The 25,925-nt window shown below is 62.3% G+C and carries 22 protein-coding genes; 11 read left to right on the top strand and 11 right to left on the bottom strand.

The genetic code is table 11. The features are described from left to right. Positions 1-32: 32 nt before the first annotated feature. The 10 genes from ACMGF5_RS06810 to ACMGF5_RS06765 all read right to left on the bottom strand — a co-directional run bounded on the left by ACMGF5_RS06810 (position 33) and on the right by ACMGF5_RS06765 (position 12,894). Positions 33-1,601: a SpoVR family protein gene (locus tag ACMGF5_RS06810; protein ID WP_414157664.1), complete on the bottom strand. Its 1,569-nt coding sequence runs from the start codon at positions 1,599-1,601 to the stop codon at positions 33-35. After that, complete coding sequence (locus ACMGF5_RS06805) at positions 1,598-2,869, bottom strand: YeaH/YhbH family protein (RefSeq protein WP_012316567.1); 1,272 nt, start codon at positions 2,867-2,869, stop codon at positions 1,598-1,600. The genes ACMGF5_RS06810 and ACMGF5_RS06805 overlap by 4 nt, the downstream gene beginning before the upstream one ends. 176 nt (positions 2,870-3,045) lie before the next feature. Then, positions 3,046-4,968, bottom strand: a complete 1,923-nt coding sequence (locus ACMGF5_RS06800; protein ID WP_012316566.1) for a PrkA family serine protein kinase — start codon at positions 4,966-4,968, stop codon at positions 3,046-3,048. Between the two features lie 281 nt (positions 4,969-5,249). After that, a complete protein-coding gene (gene glpE / locus ACMGF5_RS06795; RefSeq protein ID WP_046787571.1) occupies positions 5,250-5,579 on the bottom strand; it encodes a thiosulfate sulfurtransferase GlpE in 330 nt (109 codons plus the stop codon). Between the two features lie 15 nt (positions 5,580-5,594). Then, on the bottom strand, positions 5,595-6,461 hold the full coding sequence (locus ACMGF5_RS06790) for a symmetrical bis(5'-nucleosyl)-tetraphosphatase (protein WP_115273034.1): 867 nt from the start codon (positions 6,459-6,461) through the stop codon (positions 5,595-5,597). After that, positions 6,461-6,841, bottom strand: coding sequence for a Co2+/Mg2+ efflux protein ApaG (gene apaG, locus ACMGF5_RS06785; protein ID WP_012316563.1), 381 nt, complete (start codon positions 6,839-6,841; stop codon positions 6,461-6,463). Before apaG ends, ACMGF5_RS06790 begins: the two co-directional genes overlap by 1 nt. A 159-nt stretch (positions 6,842-7,000) precedes the next feature. Continuing rightward, the gene (rsmA, locus tag ACMGF5_RS06780; RefSeq protein ID WP_046787573.1) at positions 7,001-7,801 is read right to left on the bottom strand and encodes a 16S rRNA (adenine(1518)-N(6)/adenine(1519)-N(6))-dimethyltransferase RsmA; all 801 of its coding nucleotides are present in this window, start codon (positions 7,799-7,801) and stop codon (positions 7,001-7,003) included. Next, the gene (pdxA, locus tag ACMGF5_RS06775; RefSeq protein WP_115273033.1) at positions 7,798-8,787 is read right to left on the bottom strand and encodes a 4-hydroxythreonine-4-phosphate dehydrogenase PdxA; all 990 of its coding nucleotides are present in this window, start codon (positions 8,785-8,787) and stop codon (positions 7,798-7,800) included. Before pdxA ends, rsmA begins: the two co-directional genes overlap by 4 nt. Continuing rightward, on the bottom strand, positions 8,784-10,103 hold the full coding sequence (gene surA, locus ACMGF5_RS06770; RefSeq protein WP_046787602.1) for a peptidylprolyl isomerase SurA: 1,320 nt from the start codon (positions 10,101-10,103) through the stop codon (positions 8,784-8,786). The genes pdxA and surA overlap by 4 nt, the downstream gene beginning before the upstream one ends. Continuing rightward, the gene (locus ACMGF5_RS06765) at positions 10,084-12,894 is read right to left on the bottom strand and encodes an LPS-assembly protein LptD (protein WP_414157663.1); all 2,811 of its coding nucleotides are present in this window, start codon (positions 12,892-12,894) and stop codon (positions 10,084-10,086) included. The genes surA and ACMGF5_RS06765 overlap by 20 nt, the downstream gene beginning before the upstream one ends. A gap of 130 nt (positions 12,895-13,024) precedes the next feature. Here ACMGF5_RS06765 and ACMGF5_RS06760 point away from each other — a divergent pair, with 130 nt between their 5' ends. From ACMGF5_RS06760 to ACMGF5_RS06750, 3 genes are read left to right on the top strand one after another with little or no spacing between them, the layout of a single operon-like run. Further along, positions 13,025-14,044, top strand: a complete 1,020-nt coding sequence (locus tag ACMGF5_RS06760) for an aminoglycoside phosphotransferase family protein (protein ID WP_115273031.1) — start codon at positions 13,025-13,027, stop codon at positions 14,042-14,044. Beyond that, positions 14,041-14,712, top strand: coding sequence for an N-acetylmuramate alpha-1-phosphate uridylyltransferase MurU (murU, locus tag ACMGF5_RS06755; RefSeq protein WP_115273030.1), 672 nt, complete (start codon positions 14,041-14,043; stop codon positions 14,710-14,712). Before ACMGF5_RS06760 ends, murU begins: the two co-directional genes overlap by 4 nt. Position 14,713: 1 nt before the next feature. After that, entirely contained in the window at positions 14,714-15,478 is a 765-nt protein-coding gene (locus ACMGF5_RS06750) for a TerB family tellurite resistance protein (RefSeq protein ID WP_414157662.1), read from the top strand. A gap of 78 nt (positions 15,479-15,556) precedes the next feature. On the opposite strand, the gene ACMGF5_RS06745 is transcribed toward ACMGF5_RS06750, so the two are convergent. Continuing rightward, positions 15,557-16,552 carry an alpha/beta hydrolase family protein gene (locus ACMGF5_RS06745; RefSeq protein WP_115273029.1) on the bottom strand — a complete coding sequence of 332 codons (996 nt, stop codon included), beginning with the start codon at positions 16,550-16,552 and terminating at the stop codon, positions 15,557-15,559. 95 nt (positions 16,553-16,647) lie between these two features. On the opposite strand from ACMGF5_RS06745, the gene ACMGF5_RS06740 reads away from it, so the two are divergent. The 8 genes from ACMGF5_RS06740 to ACMGF5_RS06705 all read left to right on the top strand — a co-directional run bounded on the left by ACMGF5_RS06740 (position 16,648) and on the right by ACMGF5_RS06705 (position 25,875). After that, entirely contained in the window at positions 16,648-19,035 is a 2,388-nt protein-coding gene (locus tag ACMGF5_RS06740; protein WP_115273028.1) for a PAS domain S-box protein, read from the top strand. Between the two features lie 7 nt (positions 19,036-19,042). Beyond that, on the top strand, positions 19,043-19,675 hold the full coding sequence (locus ACMGF5_RS06735) for a response regulator transcription factor (protein ID WP_174142587.1): 633 nt from the start codon (positions 19,043-19,045) through the stop codon (positions 19,673-19,675). Between the two features lie 211 nt (positions 19,676-19,886). After that, positions 19,887-21,011 carry an ABC transporter ATP-binding protein gene (locus tag ACMGF5_RS06730; RefSeq protein ID WP_039601666.1) on the top strand — a complete coding sequence of 375 codons (1,125 nt, stop codon included), beginning with the start codon at positions 19,887-19,889 and terminating at the stop codon, positions 21,009-21,011. A gap of 40 nt (positions 21,012-21,051) precedes the next feature. After that, positions 21,052-22,086 (top strand): ABC transporter substrate-binding protein, encoded by a 1,035-nt coding sequence (locus ACMGF5_RS06725; protein ID WP_115273027.1) that lies wholly within the window; start codon positions 21,052-21,054, stop codon positions 22,084-22,086. A gap of 67 nt (positions 22,087-22,153) precedes the next feature. Next, the gene (locus ACMGF5_RS06720) at positions 22,154-23,401 is read left to right on the top strand and encodes an ABC transporter permease (protein ID WP_046787582.1); all 1,248 of its coding nucleotides are present in this window, start codon (positions 22,154-22,156) and stop codon (positions 23,399-23,401) included. An 11-nt stretch (positions 23,402-23,412) separates the two neighbouring features. Continuing rightward, positions 23,413-24,240: an ABC transporter permease gene (locus ACMGF5_RS06715; protein ID WP_012316549.1), complete on the top strand. Its 828-nt coding sequence runs from the start codon at positions 23,413-23,415 to the stop codon at positions 24,238-24,240. Positions 24,241-24,385: 145 nt separating this feature from the next. Then, positions 24,386-25,060 (top strand): ribulose-phosphate 3-epimerase, encoded by a 675-nt coding sequence (rpe, locus tag ACMGF5_RS06710; RefSeq protein ID WP_012316548.1) that lies wholly within the window; start codon positions 24,386-24,388, stop codon positions 25,058-25,060. Next, complete coding sequence (locus ACMGF5_RS06705; RefSeq protein WP_251962687.1) at positions 25,057-25,875, top strand: phosphoglycolate phosphatase; 819 nt, start codon at positions 25,057-25,059, stop codon at positions 25,873-25,875. The genes rpe and ACMGF5_RS06705 overlap by 4 nt, the downstream gene beginning before the upstream one ends. Positions 25,876-25,925 lie beyond the last annotated feature (50 nt).

The raw sequence follows: 25,925 nt of genomic DNA, 5'->3' as shown, positions 1-25,925 counted from the left end.
ATACCCTGTCGGCAGCAATGGTGGTGTGCAGGCTAGAGGTGATGGATGACGGCCAGGTCCATGCGGCCGTAGTCGCCGGCTTCGCCATGCTCGCCACGCGGTGGCATGTGGTGGGTCTTGACCACTTGATCGCCTTGCACGGTTTCCAGGTGGATGTCGAAGCCCCAAAGGCGGTGCAGGTGCTTGAGCACCTCCTCGGTGGAGTCACCCAGCGGTTTGCGGTTGTGTTGCTGGTGGCGCAAGGTCAGGGAGCGGTCGCCGCGGCGGTCGATGCTCCAGATCTGTACGTTGGGTTCGCGGTTGCCCAGGTTGTACTGGGCCGCGAGTTGCTCGCGTATCGCCCGGTAGCCAGCTTCGTCATGGATCGCAGGCACCAGCAGGTCGTCGCGCTGGTCGTCATCCAGGATGCTGAACAGCTTGAGGTCGCGGATCACTTTGGGAGACAGGTACTGCAGGATGAAGCTCTCATCCTTGAAGCTGCTCATGGCGAACTTGATGGTCGACAGCCAATCACTGCCGGCGATGTCCGGGAACCAGCGGCGATCTTCCTCGGTAGGGTTTTCGCACATGCGGCGGATGTCGGTGTACATGGCGAAACCCAGGGCATAAGGGTTGATGCCGCTGTAATAAGGGCTGTCGAAGCCGGGCTGGAACACCACACTGGTGTGCGACTGAAGAAATTCCATGATGAAGCCGTCGGTAACCAGGCCCTCGTCGTACAGGTCGTTCATCAGGGTGTAGTGCCAGAAGGTCGCCCAGCCTTCGTTCATGACCTGCGTCTGGCGTTGGGGGTAGAAGTACTGCGCGATCTTACGCACGATACGCACCACTTCGCGCTGCCAAGGCTCGAGTAGCGGGGCGTGTTTTTCGATGAAGTAAAGGATGTTTTCCTGCGGTTCGGCGGGGAAGCGCGCATCATCGCGGTCGCCGCCTTTCTCTGCGCCTTTGGGAATGGTGCGCCACAGGTCGTTGATCTGGCGTTGCAGGTGCTCCTCGCGCTCCTTCTGGCGGCGCCGCTCCTCCTCGGCGGAGATCGGGTAGGGGCGTTTGTAGCGGTCCACGCCGTAGTTCATCAAGGCGTGGCAGGAGTCGATCAGGTCTTCGACAGCATCGATGCCGTGGCGCTCTTCGCACTGGGCGATGTACTGCTTGGCGAACACCAGGTAGTCGATGATCGAACTGGCATCGGTCCATGTGCGGAACAGGTAATTGCCTTTGAAGAAACTGTTGTGGCCATAGCAGGCGTGGGCAATCACCAGTGCCTGCATGCACATGGTGTTTTCTTCCATCAGGTAGGCGATGCAGGGGTCGGAGTTGATCACGATCTCGTAGGCCAGGCCCATCTGGCCGCGGCTATAGGACTTCTCGGTGCTGAGGAACTGTTTACCGTAGGACCAGTGGTGATAGCCCAGCGGCATGCCGACGGAGGCATACGCGTCCATCATCTGCTCGGCTGTGATCACTTCGATCTGATTGGGGTAGGTGTCCAGGGCATAACGTTCGGCCAAACGGCTGATTTCCCGATCGTAGGTCTGGATCAGCTCGAACGTCCACTCGGACCCGGTGGAAATGGGTTGGCGTCTCTGTGCTCTGGCGGTCATGTGGCTAACCTGCGCTGGAAGAGTTCACGGAAGACCGGGTAAATGTCACCGGCCGAAACCAACTGCTGCTGGGCGAACGTGTCGGGGAAAGCCTCGCCGATACGCTCGTATTCGTACCACAGCGCCTGATGCTCGCGGGGGGTGATCTCCACGTAAGTGTAGTACTGCACGTGCGGCATGATCTGTTTGGAAAGGATCTCACGGCAGATGGGCGAGTCGTCGTTCCAGTTGTCGCCGTCGGAAGCCTGGGCGGCGTAAATGTTCCAGTCACTGGCCGGGTAACGTTCGGCCATGATCTCCTGCATCATCTTGAGTGCACTGGAAACGATGGTGCCGCCGGTCTCGCGGGAATAGAAGAACTCTTCTTCGTCCACTTCGCGGGCACTGGTGTGGTGGCGGATGAACACCACCTCGATGCGGTCATAGTTGCGCTTGAGGAACAGGTACAACAGGATGAAGAACCGCTTGGCGATGTCCTTGGTGGCCTGGGTCATCGAGCCGGACACGTCCATCAGGCAGAACATCACGGCCTTGGAACTGGGGTTGGGCTGCTTGACCAGCAGGTTGTACTTGAGGTCGAAGGTATCCAGGAACGGCAGGCGGTTGATACGGGCCTTGAGCCGCTCGATCTCTTGCTCGACCTCCTGGATGTCGGTGAAGTTGTCGGGCTCCTCGACTTTCAACCGGGCCAGTTCCTTCTGCGCCTCGCGCAGCAGTGCGCGGCTGCTGCCGGTCAAGGCGATACGCCGGGCATGGGCCGAGCGCAGGGTGCGCACGATATTGATGCGCGACGGGTTGCCTTCGTTGGCGATACCGGCGCGCACGGTCTTGAAGGTGTCGGCACCGGTCAGGTGGCGTTTGACCAGGTTGGGCAGCTCGAGGTCTTCGAACATGAACTCGAGGAACTCTTCCTGGGTGATCTGGAAGACGAAGTCGTCCATGCCCTCGCCGGAGTTGCCTGCCTTGCCGCGGCCACCACCGCCGCCACCGCCCTGCGGCCGGGCGATATGTTCGCCAGCAGTGAATTCCTTGTTGCCCGGATGCACGATGGTCTGCTTGCCGCCGCGGCCATGGTGCAGCACCGGTTCGTCGATATCACGTCCCGGGATGCTGATCTGCTCGCCGTGCTCCATGTCCATGATGGAGCGACGGCTTACGGCCTCTTCGACGGCTTTCTTGATGTGTTCACGGTAGCGCCGCAAGAAACGCTGGCGGTTGACCGTGCTCTTGTTCTTGCCGTTCAGGCGTCGGTCGATAACGTAGCTCATGGTCCCTCCGGTGACTGGATGCAGCTGCAACTGCAAGCCACAAGCTTCAAGCCACAAGCTTCAAGAAAGAGCAGCCAGCGCTGCTGCAGGCTGTGGCGTCGGGTTTGAACCGAGCGCGCACAACTTGCAGCTTGCTGCTGGCGGCTTGGAGCTTGCTGCAGGGGCAGCTTGCCGCTTTATTGCGATTTCCTGACCCGCAGGTACCATTCCGACAGCAGGCGCACCTGTTTATCGGTGTAGCCACGCTCCACCATCCGCGTGACGAAGTCGTTGTGTTTCTGTTGATCTTCTTTGCTGGCCTTGGCGTTGAAGCTGATGACTGGCAGCAAGTCTTCGGTGTTGGAGAACATTTTCTTCTCGATCACCACCCGCAGCTTCTCGTAGCTGAGCCAGCTTGGGTTCTTGCCGTTGTTGTTGGCACGGGCACGCAGTACGAAGTTGACGATCTCGTTGCGGAAATCCTTCGGATTGCTGATGCCAGCCGGTTTTTCGATCTTTTCCAGCTCTTCGTTCAGGGCAATGCGGTTGAGGATCTCGCCAGTTTCCGGGTCGCGGTATTCCTGATCCTGGATCCAGAAGTCGGCGTACAGCACGTAGCGGTCGAAGATGTTCTGACCGTATTCGCTGTAGGACTCGAGGTAGGCGGTCTGGATTTCCTTGCCGATGAACTCGATGTAGCGTGGCGCCAGGTATTCCTTCAGGTAGCGCAGGTAGCGTTCACGCACTTCCGCCGGGAATTGCTCCTGTTCGATCTGCTGTTCCAGCACATAGAGCAGGTGCACGGGGTTGGCCGCCACTTCGTGCGGGTCGAAGTTGAACACCTTGGAGAGAATCTTGAAGGCAAAACGCGTGGACAGGCCGTTCATCCCTTCATCGACACCCGCAGAATCGCGGTACTCCTGGATCGATTTGGCTTTCGGGTCGGTATCCTTGAGGTTTTCGCCATCGTAGACACGCATCTTGGAGTAGATGTTGGAGTTTTCCGGCTCCTTCAGGCGTGAGAGCACCGTGAACTGGGCGAGCATCTTGAGCGTATCGGGTGCGCAATGGGCCTTGGCCAGCGAACTGTTGACCAGCAGTTTGTCGTAGATCTTGATCTCGTCGCTGACGCGCAGGCAGTACGGCACCTTGACGATGTAGATCCGGTCGATGAACGCCTCGTTGTTCTTGTTGTTGCGGAAGGTGTGCCACTCCGATTCGTTGGAGTGGGCCAGCAGGATCCCGGAATAAGGGATCGCGCCCAGGCCTTCGGTACTGTTGTAGTTGCCTTCCTGGGTGGCGGTCAGCAGCGGGTGCAGGACTTTGATGGGCGCCTTGAACATCTCGACGAATTCCATCAGGCCCTGGTTGGCCCGGCAAAGCGCGCCCGAGTAACTGTAGGCGTCGGCATCGTTCTGCGGGAATTCCTCGAGCTTGCGGATATCCACCTTGCCGACCAGGGCCGAGATGTCCTGGTTGTTTTCGTCGCCTGGTTCGGTCTTGGCGATAGCGATCTGGTTGAGGATCGAGGGGTACAGCTTGACCACCCTGAACTTGCTGATGTCGCCACCGAACTCCTGCAGGCGCTTGGTGGCCCATGGCGACATGATGGTGTTCAGGTAGCGCCGCGAGATGCCGTACTCTTCTTCGAGGATGGCGCCATCTTCAGTGGCGTTGAACAGGCCCAGCGGCGACTCGAAAACCGGCGAGTCCTTGATCGCGTAGAAAGGGACCTTTTCCATCAGCTGCTTGAGCTTTTCGGCCAGCGACGATTTGCCGCCACCCACCGGGCCCAGCAGATAGAGGATCTGTTTCTTCTCTTCAAGGCCTTGGGCGGCGTGGCGGAAGTAGGAAACGATCTGGTCGATGCACTCTTCCATGCCATGGAAGTCGGCAAAGGCCGGATACCGGCGGATCACCTTGTTGGAGAAAATGCGCGACAGTCTGGAGTTGCTTGAGGTGTCGATCAGTTCCGGCTCGCCGATGGCCAGCAACAGCCGTTCAGCCGCCGATGCGTAGGCACTGCGATCCTCTTTGCACAGCTCGAGGTACTCCTGCAGCGAGAGTTCTTCCTGGCGCGTAGACTCGAAACGTTGTTGGAAGTGGCTAAAAATACTCATGACGTCACCTCGCTCGATACGTGGAGACGACGCCGGATCAGTCAGCTGATGCTGGCATGCAACCGGGCTTGCCGATTGCTGTATACCCCCCAGAACACCCTGTAACGCTACCGATGACCCGCACGCCGGTGTACCGGCTCTCCCCTTTTTTGGATGGCCTGCGCTTAAGAATAGTTGGTTATCCGCAAGGTCAAGGGCAAGCGGCGCAGAAGTTGTCGGCGACCGTTCGTCAGGTGAGGCGCGAGCCCGCGTGGGGCGCGGGCTGGAGTGGAATTAAAAAATTATTCAGGGGTGCCTTGCGCGGTCTCGTCCGGGTAGGTGGTGCGCCACAGCTCGAAGCCGCCATCGACGCTGTAAACGTCGGAAAAACCTTGGCCGACCAGGTACGCGGCCGCGCTCTGGCTGGAGTTGCCGTGGTAGCAGACCACCAGGGTCGGGGCATCCAGGTCGGCATTGCGGATGAAGTCGGCAACCGAATGATTGTCCAGGTGCCGGGCGCCGGCGATGTGGCCGGCTGCATAGGCCTGCGGGTCGCGAATGTCGACGACGACCGCACCTTGCGCGCGCAAGGCCAGGGCCTGCTCGGGAGGGATGCGTTTGAATTCGCTCATGGGTAAGGCTTTCCTTCAGGGCTGATCGTTAAGTTTAGTCGGTTGTGCCGGCGGGCGCAGGGTGCCGTCGTCGGCGCAGTCGCAGCGCAGGTATTCACCGCTGTCGACATTGTAGAGGGTCATGGTGCCACCCCATACACAGCCCGTATCGAGGGCGATGATGCCGGGCTCCTCGACGCGCCCTTCGAGTGCGGCCCAGTGGCCAAAGATGATCTTCACATGCCGCGAGCGGCGGTCCTTGTGCGCGAACCAGGGCTTGTAACCTTTCGGTGCCGTGCCCAGCCCTTCCTTGCTCTTGAGGTCGAGCTTGCCTGTGCCAGTGCAGAAGCGCATGCGGGTCAGGTAGTTGGTGATCACCCGAAGGCGCTCGACGCCGCTGAGGTTCTTGCTCCACTTGTTCGGCTCGTTGCCGTACATGCCATCGAGGTACAGCTTCAGGCGCTCGTCATCGCGCAGCACCTCCTCGACTTCGCCAGCCAGCTCCAGGGCTTTGCCCAGTGTCCACTGGGGGGGGATGCCAGCGTGCACCAAGGCAATGCCGCGCGGCTCGTCATAGTGGAGCAGTTTCTGTTGGCGCAGCCAGTCGAGCAGTTGATCGGCATCTGGCGCCTCGATGATTTCGCGCAGGGTATCGCTTTTCTTCAGGCGTTCGACATTTTGCCATGCAGCCAGCAGGTGCAGGTCATGGTTGCCCAGCACGCAGGTCAGCGAGTGGCGGATCGAGTAGAGGTAGCGCAGTGTCTGCAGCGATTCAGGCCCGCGGTTGACCAGGTCACCGACCAGCCACAGGCGATCGACAGCCGGGTCGAACTTGACGCGCTCCAGCAGGCACTTGAGGGGTTGCAGGCAGCCTTGCAGGTCACCGACGGCGTAGGTAGCCATCAGTGCAGGGCCCCCGGCACCGCCAGGCGGAAGGGGGCAATGTCGGCCTCGAAGCGTTTGCCGTCCTCGGCGAACATCTGGTAGCTGCCCTGCATGGTGCCCACGCGGGTGCTGATCACTGCACCGCTGCTGTACGTGTGGCTCTGGCCCGGCTCGATGGTCGGTTGTTGGCCGATCACACCTGCGCCGCGTACCTCCTCCACTTCACCATCACCGTTGGTGATCAGCCAGTGTCGAGACATCAGCTTGGCTTTGATCGAGCCATTGTTCTGCACTGTTATGGTGTACGCGAATGCAAAGCGATCGCTTTCGGGGTCGGATTGGTCTTTCAGATAGCGGGTCACGACGCTGACGTCGATCTGGTAACGGGGATCGGACATGCATGGGCCTTGGTCAAACAAGCGAATACGGCGATACATGCAGTCTAGGCCATTGGCGGGGGGGAGGGCCAGTGGTGTCGGGGAGGGAGGGGGCTTTAAAGTCTTGGGCTGTGGCAGCGTCTTCGCAGGTTGCCCGCGAAGACGCCGGTGCCAGCGCTGTCAGGCTTGCTGGTCTGCCAGCTGGTCTGCCAGGCGTACGAATGCGGCCAGGTCCAGCTGCTCGGGGCGCAGGCTGCCATCCACGCCAGCGGCCTCGATGGCCTGGCTGTCGAGCAGGCCTTTGAGGGTATTGCGCAGCGTCTTGCGGCGCTGGTTGAAGGCTTCGCGCACGACGCGTTCCAGCAGCAGGTGGTCCTTGGCCGGGTGCGGCAGCACCTCATGCGGTACCAGGCGTACGATGGCCGAGTCCACCTTCGGCGGCGGGTTGAACGCACCTGGGCCTACGTTGAACAGGTGCTCGACCCGGCAGTGGTACTGCACCATGATCGACAGCCGGCCCCAGTCACCGCCGCCAGGCCCTGCGGCCATGCGCTCGACCACTTCCTTCTGCAGCATGAAGTGCATGTCGCGAATCAGCCCGGCGTGGCTGAGCAGGTGGAAAATCAACGGCGTGGAGATGTTGTAGGGCAGGTTACCTACGACTTTAAGGCTGCGTGCCGGCACGCCCAGCTGGTTGAAATCGAACTTCAGGGCATCGCCCTGGTGCAGGCGGAAGTTGTCGCGTCCGGCAAACTTGTGCTGCAGGATCGGCACCAGGTCTTTGTCCAGCTCCACGACGTCCAGCTGTGCGCCGCTGCCCAGCAGGCCCTCGGTCAGGGCGCCCTGGCCCGGGCCGATCTCCAGCAGGTGTTCGCCGGCTTTGGCATTGATGGCGCGCAGGATGCGGTCGATGATGCCAGCGTCATGCAGGAAGTTCTGACCGAAGCGCTTACGCGCCCGGTGTTGATAATGCTCGTTCATGGTCGGTTCTCGGCCATCTGGTAGGCGGTTTCCAGGGCGACGCGCAGGCTGCCGGTGTCGACGTTGCCGGTACCGGCAAGGTCCAGGGCGGTGCCGTGATCGACCGACGTGCGGATGATCGGCAGGCCCAGGGTCACGTTGACTGCAGCGCCGAAACCTTTGTACTTGAGTACAGGCAGGCCTTGGTCGTGGTACATCGCCAGCACCGCGTCGCAGTGCTCCAGATATTTGGGGGTAAACAGGGTATCGGCCGGCAGCGGGCCGCGCAGGTCCATGCCTTCGGTGCGCAGGCGGGCCAGTGCCGGTTCGATGATGTCGATTTCTTCGCGGCCCAGGTGGCCGCCTTCGCCGGCATGCGGGTTGAGCCCGCAGACCAGGATGCGTGGGTTGGCGATGCCGAACTTGTCGCGCATGTCGGCGTGCAGGATGCGGGTAACCCGCTCCAGGCGCTCAGGGGTGATAGCGTCCGCGATGTCGCGCAGTGGCAGGTGCGTGGTTACCAGCGCCACGCGCAGGCCATGGGTCGCCAGCATCATCACGACCTGGGCGGTGTGGGTCAGCTCTGCCAGGAATTCGGTATGGCCGGAAAAGGCGATGCCGCTTTCGTTGATCACACCCTTGTGCACAGGGGCCGTGATCATCCCTGCGAAATGCCCCTCAAGGCAGCCTTGCCCGGCCCGCGTCAGGGTCTGCAGGACAAAAGCCGCGTTGGCCTTGTCCAGCATGCCCGGCACCACGGGGGCGGCCAGGGGAGTATCCCAGACGTAGAGGCTACCTGCCGGCGCCGGCTGGTCAGGCCACTGGCCCGGCGCTACCGCAAGCAGGTTGACGGCCAGCCCCAGCTGCGTGGCCCGCTCGGCGAGCAGGTCACGGCTGGTGATGGCGATCAGGGGGTGAGGCTGGGGCTCGGCGGCGAGCAGCAGGCACAGGTCGGGGCCTATGCCAGCCGGTTCGCCGGGAGTGATGGCGAAGCGCAGGGGCTTCACTGTGCGGCCTGGTCAGCGCCAGGCAGCTTGATTTCAACGTAGGCTTCGTCGCGGATCTGGCGCAGCCAGGTCTGCAGCTCTTCGTCGTACTTGCGGTTACGCAGTACGTTCATTGCCTGCTGCTCGCGTGCCTGTTCGGTGCTGTCGGTGGCACGACGGCCCAGCACTTCCAGGACATGCCAGCCGTACTGGGTCTTGAACGGTTTGGTCACGACACCCTGCTGGGCGTTGGCCATCTGCTCGCGGAACTCCGGTACCAGGCTGTTCGGATCGACCCAGTTGAGGTCACCGCCGTTAAGCGCTGAACCCGGGTCTTCCGAGAAGCTTTTCGCCAGCTCGGCGAAGTCTTCGCCGTCCTTGATCCGTTCGTACAGGCGCTCAGCCAGCTGCTCGGTGGCGGCTTCGCTGCGGATTTCGCTTGGCTTGATCAGGATGTGGCGTACATGCACTTCGTCACGCAGCACGTTTTCGCTGCCGCCGCGCTTCTCTTCGAGCTTGATGATGATGAAGCCGCTAGGGATGCGCAGTGGCTGGGTGATGTCGCCCGTGGCCATGCTGCTGAGCAGCTTGGCAAATTCCGGCGGCAACTGGCCAGCTTTACGCCAGCCCATCTCGCCACCTTCAAGGGCGTTCTCGCTGGCCGAGTTGGCAATCGCCATCTGGCCAAAGTCAGCGCCCTGGCGCAGTTGCTGGTACACGTCACCGACCTTGCGCGCAGCCTTCTGGATGTCGTCCGAGTTGGCGCCTTCCGGGGTTGGGATGAGGATGTTGGCCAGACGGTAGTCTTCGGACATCTGCATCTTGCCCAGGTCCGAGGCGAGGAAGTTTTTCACTTCCTGCTCGGAAACCTGTATGCGCTCGGCCACACGGCGCTGGCGCACGCGGCTGATGATCATCTCGCGTTTGACCTGCTCGCGGGCGTCGTCGAACGACAGGCCGTCGCGGGCCAGCGCGGCGCGGAACTGGTCCAGCGACATGCCATTGCGCTGGGCAATGGTGCCGATGGCCTGGTTGAGTTCCTCGTCGGTGATGCGGATGCCCGAACGTTCACCGATCTGCAGCTGCAGGTTCTCGACGATCAGGCGTTCCAGTACCTGCTGCTCCAGCGCGCTGGTCGGCGGTACGCCGCCGCCGCGCTTGGCGATGGTTTGCTGAACCTCCTGGACGCGCTGGTCCAGTTGGCTTTGCATGACCACGTCGTTGTCGACGATGGCCACCACACGATCCAGGGGTTGCACCGCGGCATGCACCGCGCCACTCAGCAATACAGCGCCCAGCAACACTGGGCGCAGACGATCAATAAGCTTGGTCTTCACGTGTACGGTAACCTTGAATGCCTTCGTCGAGGAACGATTCGACCTTGTTGCCTACCACACCACCGAGACCTTTGAGCACGATCTGAAGGAAGATGCCGTGGTCGCCTTTCTCGTTCTGTGGGGTAGCCTGGCTGAAGTCGTCGTAGTCGATCCAGTAGCGGTTGATCAGACGCAGTTTCCAGCAGCAGTTGTCATACTCGAAACCGCCCATGGCTTCCAGGGTGCGGTTGCGGTTGTAATCGTGCTGCCAGCGGGCGATCACGCTCCATTGCGGCACGATCGGCCAGATGACCGAGAAGTCGTGCTGCTGGATCTTGTAGTAATCCTTGATGTAGTTCGCGCTGCCCGGCGTGCCATAGTCGCCGCCGCCCACTTTCCAGGTACCGGTGGTGGAATCGTAGGCGATGGTGTCGTTGCGGTAGCGATAGCCCAGGTTGACGACCTTGTTCGGGTTGTCTTCCGGCTGGTAATGGAACATCGCGGCACCCGAGCGTGGGCTGCTGGTTTCCGGGTCCCAGTTGTAGTTGGCGTTGAAGCGCCAGTCGCGGTTGAAGCGGTAGCCGTACAGCAGGGCGTAAGGCGACACATCTGCCTGCGAGTCGGTGCGGGTGCGATAGTCGATGCCTGGCAGCTGGACCTTGCGATCCTTGAAGTAGTAAGCCTGGCCAACGCTCAGGAACTGGCGCTCGAAGCCGTTTTCTTCGATCCACCGCGTGGTCAGCCCCAGCGACAGCTTGTTCTCGTCACCGATGCGGTCGGTGCCGCTGAAGCGGTTTTCACGGAACAGGGAGTCGTAACTGAACAGCGTTTCACCCGTGTCGAACAGCGGGATGTCCATCTGGTCTTTGTACGGGACGTAGAGATAGAACAGGCGCGGTTCGAGGGTTTGACGGTAGTTGGTGCCGAACAGCGAGGTGTCGCGGTCGAAGTACAGGCCGCTGTCTACGCTGAAAATCGGGATGTCGCGGCTCTGGCTGCTCGAGAAGTCACCGCGCAGGTCGCGTGTGGCTTGCGAGGCACTGGCCAGGTCAGATTTGCCTTCGCTGTCCAGGTCCAGATCGTAGTTGGTGTACATGTAGGTCAGCTTCGGCTTCACGTAGCCGTAGCTGGCCTCCATCGGCAGGCTGATGGCCGGCGCGATGTTCAGGCGGTTACCGTTGGCCCTTGCCAGGCCGAAGATGTTCTCGTCAAGACGCTGGCCGTTGGCACCGGCAGTAGTGTCCAGCTGGCCATCTTCGTTGAAGACGGGGCCGTTCTTCAGGTCGCGATCAAAGCGCACGGCTTCGGTCTTGTAGCTGAAGTCGAAGCCACCCGGGTGGTACGGCAGCATGCCGTTCAGGGTGATTTGAGGCAGCTTGTTATATGGGGTGATCTTCGAGATGGTGGCCATCTCGTAGGCCTGCAAGTTCAGGCGAGCCTGGTAGCTGTCGCCGCGATAGGTCAGTGCGCCTTGCTGGTTCAGCGCATCTTTGCTCTCGACGCCGATCTGGTCAGACTCCAGGTCCTGGAAGTAGAACGGGTCGCTGATGTCGGTGTAGTCCACCTCGGCCAACAGGCGCTCGTCCAGGCCACCTTTGTGCTGCCAGTTGACCATCCAGCGCTGATCTTCGTAATCAGTCTGCTCTTTGCGATCGTCGTTCTTGTCGTTCAGGTACGCGCCGCCGAGCTGGCCTTCGCTGGACTTGGTCAGGTAGCGGAATTCGCCTTCCATCAGCAAGCCACGCTTGGTCATGTAACGCGGGTACAACGTGGCGTCGTAGTTGGGCGCCAGGTTGAAGTAGTACGGCGTGACCAGCATGAAGCCGGTGTCGCTGGTGCTGCTGAACGACGGTGGCAGGAAGCCGGATTGGCGACGGTCGTCGATCGGGAAATAGATGTACGGTGTGTAGAACACCGGGAAATCCTTGACCCGCAGGGTGACGTTGGTCGCGGTACCGAAGCCGGTGGCCGGGTTCAGGGTGATGTTGTTGCCCTTGAGCTGCCAGGCGTTGCTGCCCGGTTCGCACGTGGTGTAGGTACCATCCTTGAGGCGGATGATGGCGTTCTCGCTACGCTTGGCGTACAGGGCGTTGCCGCGGATGTGCGACTTGTGCATCACGTATTCGGCGTTGTCGACCTGGGCTTCGCCCGTGTCGAGCTGGATCTGCGCCTCGTCGCCCACGACCAGCGAGCCGTTGTCGCGAATCCTGACGTTGCCCTTGAGCTCGCCACGGTTCTCGGCCTGGTACAGGTTGGCCTCATCGGCTTCGGCCTGCATGCTGCCTTGGCGCATGACCACGTCACCGGCGAGGGTAGCGATCTGCTGCTCCTGCTGGTACTTGGAGACCTTGGCGTTGATGTAGGTCGGCGATTCCTCCTTGGGCGTGGTGTCGGCCATGCCTGGGCGAGTCGGCTCGATGTACGCGCCACCGCAGTACGGGCCGGTTTCGGCCAGCTGGGCAGCGGTGAGCTTTTCGCGCGGGACCCAATCGAGATGGCTGTAATCCTCGCTGCGCGACTTCAGGCCACGGCCTTTGCTCTCGGTGACCAGCACCGGCTTGTCAGCACTTTCGGCCTCGGCCGATGGGGCCTCGGTGCCGGAAGTGAGCGCAGCGCCGTCATGCACTGGGCGCGGTGGCAAGTTGTTGACTGGGCTCTTGGGCTTGCAGTCCCAACCACCGGAGGCGGACACTTGGCAGTCGAACTGCTCGGCTGCTACCACGTACGAGGTGGCAAAAGGTTGCAGGGCCAGCAGACCGCCGGTGACCAGCAACGGAAACTTTCTACGAAACGCGGGGGATTTCAATGCCATCTTATTAGTCCGGGCTTCCTGCGTGCCATCTGCCCGCGTGTGGGGCCGCACGCCTCTCGATGGTCTGAAAAAGATGCTGGATAATAAAGCATGACCCGCTTGACGGCTAGGGCCGTCGGAGACCCTTGTAATGCCTGACCACGATGTACGCCTGCAACAACTGACTGTCTGGCTCGCCGAGCAGCTCAATGTTCTTTTCCGCAACAACGCCTGGGGCGAGGTGCCCGAAGGCAGCCTGACCGCCGCCAGCAGCGATGCGAGCTTTCGCCGTTACTTCCGCTGGCAGGGCGCAGGCCACAGTTTTGTGATCATGGATGCGCCGCCGCCACAGGAAAACTGCCGCCCGTTCGTTGCCATCGACCATCTGCTGGCCAGTGCGGGCGTGCATGTACCGGTGATTCATGCCCAAGATCTGGACCGTGGTTTCCTGTTGCTGGGGGATCTGGGCCATCAGACATACCTCGACATCATTAACCCGGATAACGCCGATGCATTGTTTGCCGACGCGATCGACGCCCTGCTGGCGTTCCAGCGCCTGCCGATGGAAGCGCCGTTGCCGAGCTATGACGACGCCTTGCTGCGCCGTGAGGTCGAGCTGTTCCCCGAGTGGTATGTCGGGCGTGAGCTCGGCCTGGCCTTCAACGAGGCGCAGCAGGCCAGTTGGCAGCGCATCAGCCAGTTGCTGATCGACAGTGCCCTTGCCCAACCCAAGGTGCTGGTGCACCGCGACTACATGCCGCGCAACCTGATGCAGAGCGAACCGAACCCGGGCGTGCTCGACTTCCAGGACGCGGTGTACGGTCCGGTCACCTATGATATTACCTGCCTGTTCAAGGACGCTTTCCTCAGTTGGCCACAAGCGCGAGTCGAAGGCTGGTTGCGCAACTACTGGGACAAAGCGCAAGCCGCCGGGATCCCGGTTCAGCCGTCGTTCGAAGATTTCCAGCGCGCCAGCGACCTGATGGGTGTGCAGCGCCATCTGAAGGTGATCGGCATCTTCGCGCGTATCTGCCACCGTGACGGCAAGCCGCGCTACCTGGCTGATGTGCCGCGTTTCTTCGCCTATATAGACGAAGTGGTCGGCCGTCGCCCTGAACTGGCCGAGCTCGGCCAGTTGATCGCCGAACTCAAGGCCGGAGCGCGTGGATGAAAGCGATGATTCTCGCCGCAGGCAAGGGCGAGCGCATGCGCCCGCTGACCCTGCACACGCCAAAGCCGTTGCTGCCCGTGGCCGGCCAGCCGTTGATCGAATACCACCTGCGTGCGCTGGCGACAGCCGGTTTTACCGACGTGGTGATCAACCACGCCTGGCTTGGCCAGCAGATCGAAGATCACCTCGGCGATGGCAGCCGCTTCGGCCTGAGCATTCGCTACTCCCCTGAGGGCGAGCCGCTGGAGACGGGGGGCGGCATATTCCAGGCATTGCCTTTGCTGGGCGACGCCCCGTTCCTGCTGGTCAATGGCGATGTCTGGACCGATTACCCGTTCGCGCGCTTGCGTGCACCGCTGCAGGGCCTGGCGCATCTGGTGCTGGTCGATAACCCTGGCCATCACGGGCGGGGCGACTTCCGCCTGCAAGGTGGGCAGGTGGTGGACGGTGACGAGACCCCTGGCACCCTGACCTTCAGCGGCCTTTCAGTGCTGCATCCAGCCTTGTTCGCAGGTTGCCAGGCGGGGGCCTTCAAACTGGCGCCACTTCTGCGCCAAGCCATGTCGGCAGGCAAGGTGACCGGCGAGCACTACCGTGGCGCCTGGGTCGATGTCGGTACCCAGGAGCGCCTGGCCGAGGCCGAGCGCCTTATACGCGAGCGTGCCTGAGATGTGGTGGCCAGGCACGGTAATCGGGCTAGGCGCGGGTTTCGCTGTCGCCAGCATCCCTGGCGCGCTGCTGGGGGCATTGCTTGGCCAAGCCATGGATCGGCGCCTGCGTGTGCAGGGCTGGGAAGACATGCGCGAACGGTTGGGAGGCCGGCCGGCACTGCGTGACGAGGAGTTGTTGTTCGTCCTGCTTGGGCGGCTGGCCAAAAGCGATGGGCGAGTGGGCGAACAGCATATTCAGCAGGCGCGCCAGGAGATGGTCCGGCTGGGCCTGGCCGAGGCCGCCAGGATGCGCGCGATTGCCGCCTTCAACCGCGGCAAGGCGGGCAAGGACCGCTTGGCCCACCACCTGCGTCGCATTCGCTTGCAGCCACATGCGGCCGAGGGCACGTTGCGGGCGTGTTGGCGTATGGCCTGGGCTGACGGCAAGGCCGGGGAACATGAGCGGGAACTGCTGCTGGACTGGGGGCAGAAGCTGGGGCTCAGCCGGCGCCAGGTGCAGGCCATGTCGCTGGAATATGAGCCACGCAAAATGAGCACGGCCAGTAGCGTCATGACCTATGCGGCTGCGCTGCGCTTGCTGGGGATAGATGCCGATACGGAAGGCGACCGGGTCAAGCAGGCCTATCGCCGGCTGGTCAGCCGGCACCATCCGGACAAGCTGGCCGGGAGTGGTGCCAGTGAAGCGCAGCTCAGGGAGGCGACCGAACGCACTCGAGAGCTGCACCAGGCTTATGCGTTGATCCGTAAACGGCGGGGGCTCTAAGGCCCCTGTCACCGGCAAGCGGCGCTGTACCTGTGGCAGCCAGCCTGCTGGTGCAACGGCCGGAGCTGGCCCGTCACTTCATTCCTGCGGGCTCATCCACCCCCTGGCCCGGCGGAACAACTGTTCCTGTTCCGCGCTCTTGTTCCCCGGCATCGCAATCAGCGAAAGCTGCTTGTACTGGCTGTCTTTCTGGCGCTTGCTGGCCTGCAGGCGTTGCATGGCGGCATTGCGGTCGCCGGTGCGGGTTGCGTAGTAGATATCGGCAGTCGGCACTTTGAGGGTAGGTGTCAGGCTTTCCAGGTCGTGCTCGACCCTTGCCGGGGTCTGCGCGGCGATCATCACCAGCTTCTGTACCTGCGGTGGTTGCTTTTCGCCCAGGTAGCGGGCTGCCCAGTAGGCGCCGCTGCCATGGCCGATCAGCACGATGCTGCGTGAGTTCTGTTGCTGAGCGTACGCCACCGCAGCATCCAGGCGCGCGAAGATGCGTTCGGCATCAGCCTGATCGTTCTGTTCGCTGGCCTGTTCGGCATCGGTGCTTTCTGCCGTGTCGGCATCCGCCGCAGTAGCCTGGGCCACGTTGGCGTTGGCATCGACGGGGGTTTCCTTTGCCGGTGCGCTCTCGCCCTGCTCTGGCTGCGGTGCGGCAGCTGGCGTGGCCTGGACCCGTGCCTGTGGGCTATCGGCGAGCAGGTCGGGCAGGCTCACGCTGAGGCTGTTCCAGCCGGCGTCAGGGAACTTGCGTCGCAACGGGCCGACCGCATTGGGCCAGTCGGCGGTTTCTCCGGCGCCAGGGACGATGATCACCGTGCCTTGCGGGTCGCTGTCGTTGGCTGGTTTCCACAGGGCCAGGAAGCTGTCGGACCCGGCCTCCAGCGTTTGCTGCTCGGCTTTGGGCAACAGGCGTTCAAGGGCCTGCGCATCTTCCTGGCTACGCTCCAGCAGCGGTGGGCGTGGCGCAGGTGCGGCGGCAGCCTCTTCGGTTGCTGGTTTTTCGGCGTCGGCGGCCAGGGCACCAAGTGGTAGGAGCGAGGCAAGGCAGCACATTGCCAGCGTCGTGCGATAAAGTGTGAACATGAATCAACCCAAGGCCAGAATGATACCGGCAGCCTAATAGTATTTGCCCGCGACGGCCATGCTGCATGGCCGCCCTTGCCAAGACGAGCGTGTAGATGAAGCGATTGCGTCGCCTGTTGGTTATCGGCTGCTTGTGGCTACCCTTGATTGCCTTGGCAAGGCCTGAGGCAGCACCTGCGGTGGTACTCGAACCTGCCCAGCAGCAATGGCTGGACACCCATCGCAGCCTGCGGGTCGGCCTGGTGCTGCAGGCGCCCTATGCCCAATTCGACCGCCGTCTGCAGCAACTCTACGGGGCCAATGTCGAGCTGGTGAACTGGCTGGCGCAGGCGCTCAAGCTGGACCTCACCTGGCGTAACTTCACTGACCAGGCCAGCCTCGAACACGCCCTGCAGGCGGGTGAAATCGACTTTGCCCCGGGCCTTACACAAACACCGGCCAGCTTGCGTCTGTGGTTGTTCAGCGACCCCTATATGCGTGTGCCGCAACTTGTGGTGGGGCCGCGGACCGGTGCGTTGGCCGTCGAGCTGGAAAAGCTTGAAGCCAATGAGCGTGTGGCGGTACGCATGCCCAGCGTGCTGGCCGATTACCTGCGGGGCAATTACGCCAATCTCAACCTGCAAGGTGTGCCCAACGAGCGCCAGGCCTTGCAACTGGTGGTAGGGGGCCAGGCCAGCTACGCGGTGCTGGATGAAGCCCAGCTCAGCCGGTTGTCCCGTGAAAGCGAGTTCGGTGACCTGGCAGTGCTCGGCGATATCGGCCTGCCGCAATTATTGCGCGTGGGTTCGCGGCGTGACTGGCCGTTGCTGGCCGATGTGCTTGAACGGGGCCTGCAGGCCATGCCCGCCAAAGAGCTGGAGCAACTGCATCAGCGTTGGTTGCAGCCCAAATACCCGCGTCTGAGCGACTCCACCGGTTTCTGGCAAAACCTTGCGTTGCTGTTCGGCATGTTGCTGCTGTGTGCCGGGGCCACCCTAGTGTGGCAGCGCCGCCAGCAGCGCCAGCTCGAGCGTAGCCTGCTGGCGGCGCGGGAGCACCTGGCTGAGCGGCAGGTGCGCGAGGAGGCACTGCGCCTGAGCCAGTTCGCCATCGACCAGAGTACGGTGGGCATCCTCTGGGTCAACTGGGACAGCCACGTGCGTTACGCCAACCACGCGGTGGGGCGCATGCTGGGTTATGCCGAGGCGGCGTTGCTGGAGCGTCCGCTGAGCGACTTCGAGCCGAACCTGAGCATGGACCGCTGGCTGCAGTTGTGGCGGGCCGCGCGAGCCGGGGAGGCCGGGGCTCGGCAGTTCGAAACCCAATGCCTGTGCGCCGACGGCAGTCTGTTGCCTGTTGAGTTGTCGTTGAGCTTCCTGCGCTTTCGCGATGCCGAGTACCTGGTGGTGTACCTTGCCGATGTCACCGAACGCCACCGCGCCCTGGCGGCGCTGCGTGAAAGCGAGGCGCGGCTCAAGGGTATTGCTGGCAATGTGCCGGGGCTGGTGTTCCGTTTGGAACCCGCACCAGCGGAAGGGGACCCGGAGTTCCCCTACATCAGCGAGGGCAGTGAGGCGTTGGTGGGTTATACGCCCGCGCAGATCCAGCACCCGCAGATGGGCTTGCGCAATCTGGTCCACCCGCAAGATCGTGCTGACTACCACCAGGTGCAGGACTTGGCCATTGCCAGCGATCAGGACTGGTCCTGGCAAGGGCGAATCCTCACCCGTGAAGGTGAGCAGCGGTGGGCCGACATCAAGGCCAGTACCCGCCGCCTGGCCAACGGCCGGGTGGTCTGGGACGGTATTGTCTGGGACATTACCCAGAGCAAGCGCGCGGAGCTGGCGCTTGCGAGGTCCCAGGAGCAACTGCGTGAACTGTCGGCACACCTGGAGAGCGTGCGCGAGGAAGAAAAGGCCCGTATCGCCCGCGAAGTGCACGATGAACTGGGGCAGATGCTGACCGTGCTCAAGCTTGAAGTGTCGATGTGCGAACTGGCTTTTGCCGAGCTTGACCCTGCGCTGAACGAGCGCCTGGCCAGCATGAAGCGCCTGATCGCTCAGCTGTTCCAGCTGGTGCGCGATGTGGCAACGGCGTTGCGCCCGCCGATCCTGGACGCCGGTATCGCCTCGGCCATCGAATGGCAGGCACGGCGCTTCGAAGCGCGCACGCAGATCCCTTGCCTGGTGCAGGTACCGGATAATCTGCCAGCATTGAGCGATGCCAAAGCTATCGGCTTGTTCCGTATCCTGCAGGAGGCTCTGACCAACGTCATGCGCCATGCAAAGGCGCACAGTGTCGAGGTAGAGCTGGTGCGCGAGGGCGAAAAACTGCGTATGACGGTCAGTGATGACGGTAGCGGGTTCTGCCTGGACCAGCCACGGCCAACCTCGTTCGGCCTTGTGGGGGTGCGTGAGCGGGTACTGATGCTCGGTGGCAGCATGGTGTTGAATAGCGAGCCAGGTGAAGGCACCAGCCTGAGCGTGACCATAGCGTTGGATTAGGAGAACGATCGTGATTCGAGTGCTGGTGGCCGAAGACCACACCATTGTCCGCGAAGGCATCAAGCAGTTGATCGGCCTGGCCAAGGACATGCAGGTGGTGGGGGAGGCCGGTAATGGTGAACAGCTGCTGGAAACCCTGCGCCACACCGCCTGCGAAGTGGTGTTGCTGGATATCTCGATGCCCGGTGTCAGTGGGTTGGAGGCGATTGCGCGGATCCGCGCGCTGCACAACCCGCCGGCGATCCTGATGCTGTCGATGCACGACGAAGCGCAGATGGCCGCGCGCGCGCTCAAGGCCGGCGCTGCCGGCTATGCCACCAAGGACAGTGACCCTGCCTTGCTGCTGACCGCAATCCGCCGAGTGGCCGGCGGCGGGCGCTACATCGATCCGGCGTTGGCCGACCGCATGGTCTTCGAGGTCGGCCTGACCGAAACTCGGCCGCTGCATACCCTGCTGTCGGAGCGCGAGTTCTCGGTGTTCGAACGCTTGGCTCAAGGTGCCAACGTCAACGATATCGCTCAGCAGCTGGCGCTCTCCAGCAAGACCATCAGCACCCACAAGGCGAGGCTGATGCAGAAGCTCAAGGTCAACTCGCTGGCTGAACTGGTCAAGTACGCCATGGAGCACAAGCTGGTATGACCGTTCTGTTTGCGACATAGGTTATCTGCCAGGCACCGCTTTCCCGCTGGCTGGCTGAGACTTGCATTCCAATCCCGCCATCGGTGTAGGGCAATCCCTACACAAACTCTTCCAGCCGGATGATGGCATTCTCTCAGCGCCCCCGATTTCCGGGCGCTTGCGTCTTCTTTAGTCTTTGCCTACGCAGTCATTCCAACAAGAAGGTGCAGGCATGAGCGAGGCGAATTCGAACGCGACCACCGGTGAGACGCTGGTCAGTTTCCGTGGTGTGCAGAAGAGCTACGACGGCGAATCGCTGATCGTCAAAGACCTCAACCTGGACATTCGCAAGGGTGAATTCCTCACCTTGCTCGGCCCTTCCGGCTCGGGCAAGACCACCAGCCTGATGATGCTGGCGGGTTTCGAGACCCCGACCGCCGGTGAAATCCAGTTGGCCGGGCGCTCCATCAATAACGTGCCGCCGCACAAACGTGACATTGGCATGGTGTTCCAGAACTACGCACTGTTCCCCCACATGACCGTGGCGGAAAACCTCGCTTTTCCGCTGAGCGTGCGCAACCTGAGCAAGACCGACATCAGTGAGCGGGTCAAGCGGGTACTGAACATGGTGCAGCTCGATGCCTTCGCCAAACGCTACCCTGGCCAGCTTTCCGGTGGCCAGCAGCAGCGCGTGGCCTTGGCCAGGGCGTTGGTGTTCGAGCCGCAGCTGGTGCTGATGGACGAGCCGCTCGGCGCGCTGGACAAGCAGCTGCGTGAACACATGCAGATGGAGATCAAGCATATCCACCAGCGCCTGGGTGTAACCGTGGTCTACGTAACCCACGACCAGGGCGAGGCGTTGACCATGTCCGACCGTGTGGCCGTGTTCCATGAGGGCGAGATCCAGCAGATCGCCGACCCGCGCACTCTTTATGAGGAGCCGCGCAACACCTTCGTCGCCAACTTCATCGGCGAGAACAACCGCATCAACGGCACGCTGCTGGCCAGTGACGGTCATCGTTGCCAGGTGCAGCTGGCCCGCGGCGAGCGGGTCGAGGCGCTGGCGGTGAACGTCGGCCAGGCTGGGGAGCCGGTGACCCTGTCGGTACGCCCGGAGCGCGTGCGCCTCAATGGCCACAGCCAAAGCTGCGTCAATCGCTTCTCCGGCCGCGTGGCCGAGTTCATCTACCTGGGCGACCATGTACGGGTACGTCTGGAAGTCTGTGGCAAGGCTGACTTTTTCGTGAAACAGCCGATTGCCGAGCTCGACCCGGCCTTGGCCGTGGGCGATGTGGTACCGCTGGGCTGGGAGGTGGAGCACGCGCGCGCGCTCGATCCGATTGCCGAAGCCCACTGATGGATTGCTTCACCAACCCTGTACTGTGGAGAGAATAATAATGCGCAAGCAGCTGAAACTGACCGCCCTGGCCCTTGGCCTGTTCGCCGCCGGCCAGGCCATGGCGGCAGACCTGACCGTAGTGTCCTTCGGCGGCGCCAACAAGGCGGCCCAGGTCAAGGCGTTCTACGAGCCATGGGAGAAGGCCGGCAAGGGCAAGATCGTCGCTGGCGAGTACAACGGTGAAATGGCCAAGATCAAAGCCATGGTCGACACCAACAGCGTGTCCTGGAACCTGGTGGAGGTGGAGTCGCCAGAACTGGCCCGTGGTTGCGATGAAGGCATGTTCGAGGAGCTCGACCCGGCTCTGTTCGGCAACGAAAGCGATTATGTGAAGGGCGCCATCCAGCCGTGCGGCGTGGGCTTCTTCGTTTGGTCCACGGTGCTGGCCTACAACGCTGACAAGCTCAAGACAGCCCCGACCAGCTGGGCCGATTTCTGGGACACGAAGAAATTCCCGGGCAAGCGCGGCCTGCGCAAGGGCGCGAAGTACACGCTCGAGTTCGCCCTGATGGCCGACGGCGTTGCGCCCAAGGATGTGTACCAGGTGCTGGCCACCAAGGGCGGCGTGGACCGCGCCTTCAAGAAACTCGACGAACTCAAGCCGAGCATCCAGTGGTGGGAAGCGGGCGCCCAGCCGCCGCAGTACCTAGCCTCGGGTGATGTGGTCATGAGCTCGGCCTACAACGGGCGCATTGCTGCGGTGCAGAAAGAGAGCAACCTCAAGGTGGTGTGGAACGGTGGCATCTACGACTTCGACGCTTGGGCCATCCCGAAAGGGGCCAAGAATGTCGAGGAAGCGAAGCAATTCATCGCTTATACCGTTCAGCCCGAGCAGCAGAAGACCTACTCCGAGAACATCGCCTACGGCCCGGCCAACTCCAAAGCCGTGCCGCTGCTGGCGGACGCGGTGAAGAAGGACATGCCGACCACGCCTGAAAACATCGCCAACCAGGTGCAGATCGATGTGGCCTTCTGGGCCGACAACAGCGAGCAACTGGAGCAACGCTTCAACGCCTGGGCGGCGAAGAAGTAAGGCGCCTCGAAGGAGCGCCGGCCCGTTGGCTGGCGCTCCCTGTTCCCCTGTTTTTGCGGAGTTCGCCATGGCCATTGCAGTGCCCCTCAACGAAGGCGCAGGTCCAAGTCTCAAGCAGCGCCTCAAGCACGCCGAGCGGGTCAACCGCTGGAAGGCGCAGGCGCTCATCGCGCCGCTGGCGCTGTTTCTCCTGCTGGTGTTCCTGGTGCCCATCGCGGCGCTGCTGTTCAAGAGCGTCGACAACCCGGAAGTGGTCGGCGGCCTGCCGCGCACGGTCCAGGCTGTGTCGCAGTGGGATGGCAAGAGCCTGCCTGGCGAGGAGGTTTACAAGGCCCTGAGCCAGGACCTGGCCGAATCGCGCAAGAACCAGACCTTGGGCGACCTGTCCAAACGCCTGAACATGGAGCTGGCCGGCTACCGCAGCCTGCTCTCCAAGACCGCTCGGGCGCTGCCGTTCAAGGCCGAACCTGCCTCTTACAAAGAGGCCTTGCAGGCCCTCGATGAACGTTGGGGCGACCCGGCTTACTGGCAGGCGATCCGCCGCAACACCAGCAGCGTGACTTCCTATTACCTGCTGGCATCGGTCGACCACCGTATCGATGACCTCGGCGAGTTGGCCAAGGCCACCCCCGACCAGTCCATCTACCTGGACATCTTTGCCCGCACCCTGTGGATGGGTGTGGTGATCACGGCCATCTGCCTGGTGCTGGCGTATCCGCTGGCTTACCTGCTGGCCAACCTGCCGACCCGCCAGGGCAACCTGTTGATGATATTGGTGTTGCTGCCGTTCTGGACGTCGATTCTGGTGCGGGTGGCAGCGTGGATCGTACTGCTGCAGTCAGGCGGCCTGATCAACAGTGCATTGATGGCCATGGGCATCATCGATCAGCCGCTGGAGCTGGTGTTCAACCGCACCGGCGTGTACATCTCGATGGTCCACATCCTCTTGCCGTTCATGATCCTGCCGCTATACAGCGTGATGAAGGGCATTTCGCCGAGCTACATGCGTGCAGCGATCTCCTTGGGTTGCCACCCGTTCGCCAGCTTCTGGCGGGTGTACTTCCCGCAGACCTACGCGGGCGTGGGCGCCGGTTGCCTGCTGGTGTTCATCCTGGCCATCGGTTACTACATCACCCCGGCGCTGCTCGGCAGCCCGAACGACCAGATGGTCAGCTACTTCGTGGCCTTCTATACCAACACCAGCATCAACTGGGGCATGGCTACCGCGCTGGGCGGGCTGTTGCTGCTGGCGACCGTGCTGCTGTACCTGATCTATAGCTGGCTGGTCGGTGCCAGCCGCCTGCGCCTGAGCTGAGGAGCCTAGTGATGCTTAGCCCATACATGTCGCCCGTGGAGCGGGTGTGGTTCTACAGCCTGCGTATCCTTTGCGGCCTGATATTGCTGTTTCTGGTGTTGCCGGTACTGGTGATCGTGCCGCTGTCGTTCAACAGTGGCAGCTTCCTGGTGTACCCACTGCAAGGCTTTTCCCTGCAGTGGTATCACGATTTCTTCGCCTCGGCCGAGTGGATGCGCGCCCTGAGGAACAGCGTCATCGTCGCCCCGGCGGCCACGCTGCTGGCCATGGTGTTCGGTACGCTGGCAGCGATCGGGCTTACCCGCGCCGATTTTCCGGGCAAGTCGCTGGTCATGGCGCTGGTGATTTCGCCGATGGTGGTGCCGGTGGTGATCATTGGTGTAGCCAGCTACCTGTTCTTTGCCCCGTTGGGGATGGGTAACAGCTTCATTTCGCTGATCCTGGTGCACGCGGTGCTGGGTGTGCCGTTCGTCATCATTACCGTGTCGGCGACCTTGCAAGGCTTCAATTACAACCTGGTGCGTGCGGCTGCCAGCCTGGGGGCCTCACCGGTGGTTGCGTTTCGCAGGGTCACCTTGCCGCTGATCGCCCCCGGGGTGATCTCTGGGGCGCTGTTCGCCTTCGCGACCTCGTTCGATGAGGTGGTGGTGACGTTGTTCCTCGCCGGGCCAGAACAGGCCACCCTGCCGCGGCAGATGTTCAGCGGCATTCGCGAGAACCTGAGCCCGACGATTGCAGCGGCGGCGACTTTGCTGATCGGTTTTTCGGTGGTGCTGCTGCTGACCCTGGAGTGGCTGCGCGGGCGCAGTGAGAAGCTGAGGACCCAGCAGCCTGCGTGATTGATCGGCCTTTTCGCAGGACTGCCTGCGAAAAGGCCGATGCTGGCGTCGCAGTGACCCCTTCACACGGATTGATGCCAATCAGCCCCTATCCAGTTCCCTGAGTTACAATGCGCGCCACCTAGATTCTGCCAACAGGTGCGCCATGCAGCCCTACGCTATTGCCCCCTCCATTCTCTCCGCCGATTTCGCCCGTCTGGGCGAGGATGTCGACAAGGTGCTGGCCGCGGGTGCCGACATCGTCCACTTCGACGTGATGGACAACCACTACGTACCCAACCTGACCATTGGCCCGATGGTCTGCACCGCCTTGCGCAAGTACGGTGTGACCGCGCCGATCGATGTGCATCTGATGGTCAGCCCGGTAGACCGCATCATCGGTGACTTCATCGAAGCCGGTGCCAGCTACATCACCTTCCACCCGGAAGCCTCGCAGCACATCGACCGCTCGCTGCAGCTGATCCGTGACGGTGGCTGCAAGGCCGGCCTGGTGTTCAACCCGGCTACCAGCCTGGACGCGCTGAAGTACGTGATGGACAAGGTCGACATGGTGCTGCTGATGAGCGTCAACCCAGGCTTTGGCGGGCAGAAATTCATCCCCGGCACCTTGGACAAGCTGCGCGAAGCCCGTGCGCTGATCGACGCCAGTGGCCGTGATATTCGCCTGGAAATCGACGGTGGGGTGAACGTCAACAACATCCGCGAAATCGCTGCCGCTGGCGCAGATACCTTCGTCGCCGGCTCGGCGATCTTCAACGCGCCGGATTATCAGGAAGTGATCGCCAAGATGCGCGCCGAACTGGCTCAGGCCCGCCCATGAGCGGCTTCGAGCAGCTGTTCCCCGGGACGCTGCCCAGGCTGGTGATGTTCGATCTGGACGGTACCCTGATCGATTCAGTCCCCGACCTGGCCGCAGCCGTTGACCGCATGCTGCTCGAACTTGGCCGTCCGGCCGCCGGCCTTGACGCCGTGCGGCACTGGGTAGGCAACGGCGCACCGGTGCTGGTGCGCCGCGCACTTGCCGGCGGCCTGGACCACGCGACCGTAGACGATGAGCTGGCCGAGCGCGGCCTTGCACTGTTCATGGAGGCGTACGCCGAAAGCCATGATCTGACGGTTGTATACCCTGGTGTGCACGACACCTTGCGCTGGCTGCGCAAGCAGGGCGTGGAGATGGCGCTGATCACCAACAAGCCTGAACGCTTCGTCGCACCGTTGCTCGACCAGATGAAGATCGGCCGTTATTTCCGCTGGATCATTGGCGGCGATACCCTGCCACAGAAGAAGCCCGACCCTGCTGCGTTGCTGTTCGTCATGAAAATGGCCGGCGTGAAGCCCGGCCAGGCGCTGTTTGTGGGGGACTCGCGCAGTGATGTGCTGGCGGCCAAGGCCGCCGGCGTGCAGTGCGTTGGGCTGAGCTATGGCTATAACCACGGCCGGCCGATCGATGAGGAAGCGCCCAGCCTGGTCATAGGCGACCTGCGCCTGCTGCTGCCTGGTTGCGTAGTCACCGACACTGGGATAACGTTGGCGGACCTTCAAGCCTCACAAGACAGAGAGCCCACCGTGGTGGTTACCGGCAAATTGTGGATGAAAGTCATCAAGGCCCTGGCCCGTTGGCGTTGGCGCGCCTGACTTCTGCCCGCCGGCCTTTGCCGGCCCGTCCGTTTGCCCGACTCTCATTG

This window comes from Pseudomonas sp. BNK-15 (genome assembly GCF_047456105.1).
Classification (GTDB): Bacteria; Pseudomonadota; Gammaproteobacteria; order Pseudomonadales; family Pseudomonadaceae; genus Aquipseudomonas; species Aquipseudomonas putida_E.
The sequence above is the reverse complement of the archived record's forward strand: the minus strand, read 5'-3'. Positions and strand labels throughout refer to the sequence as shown.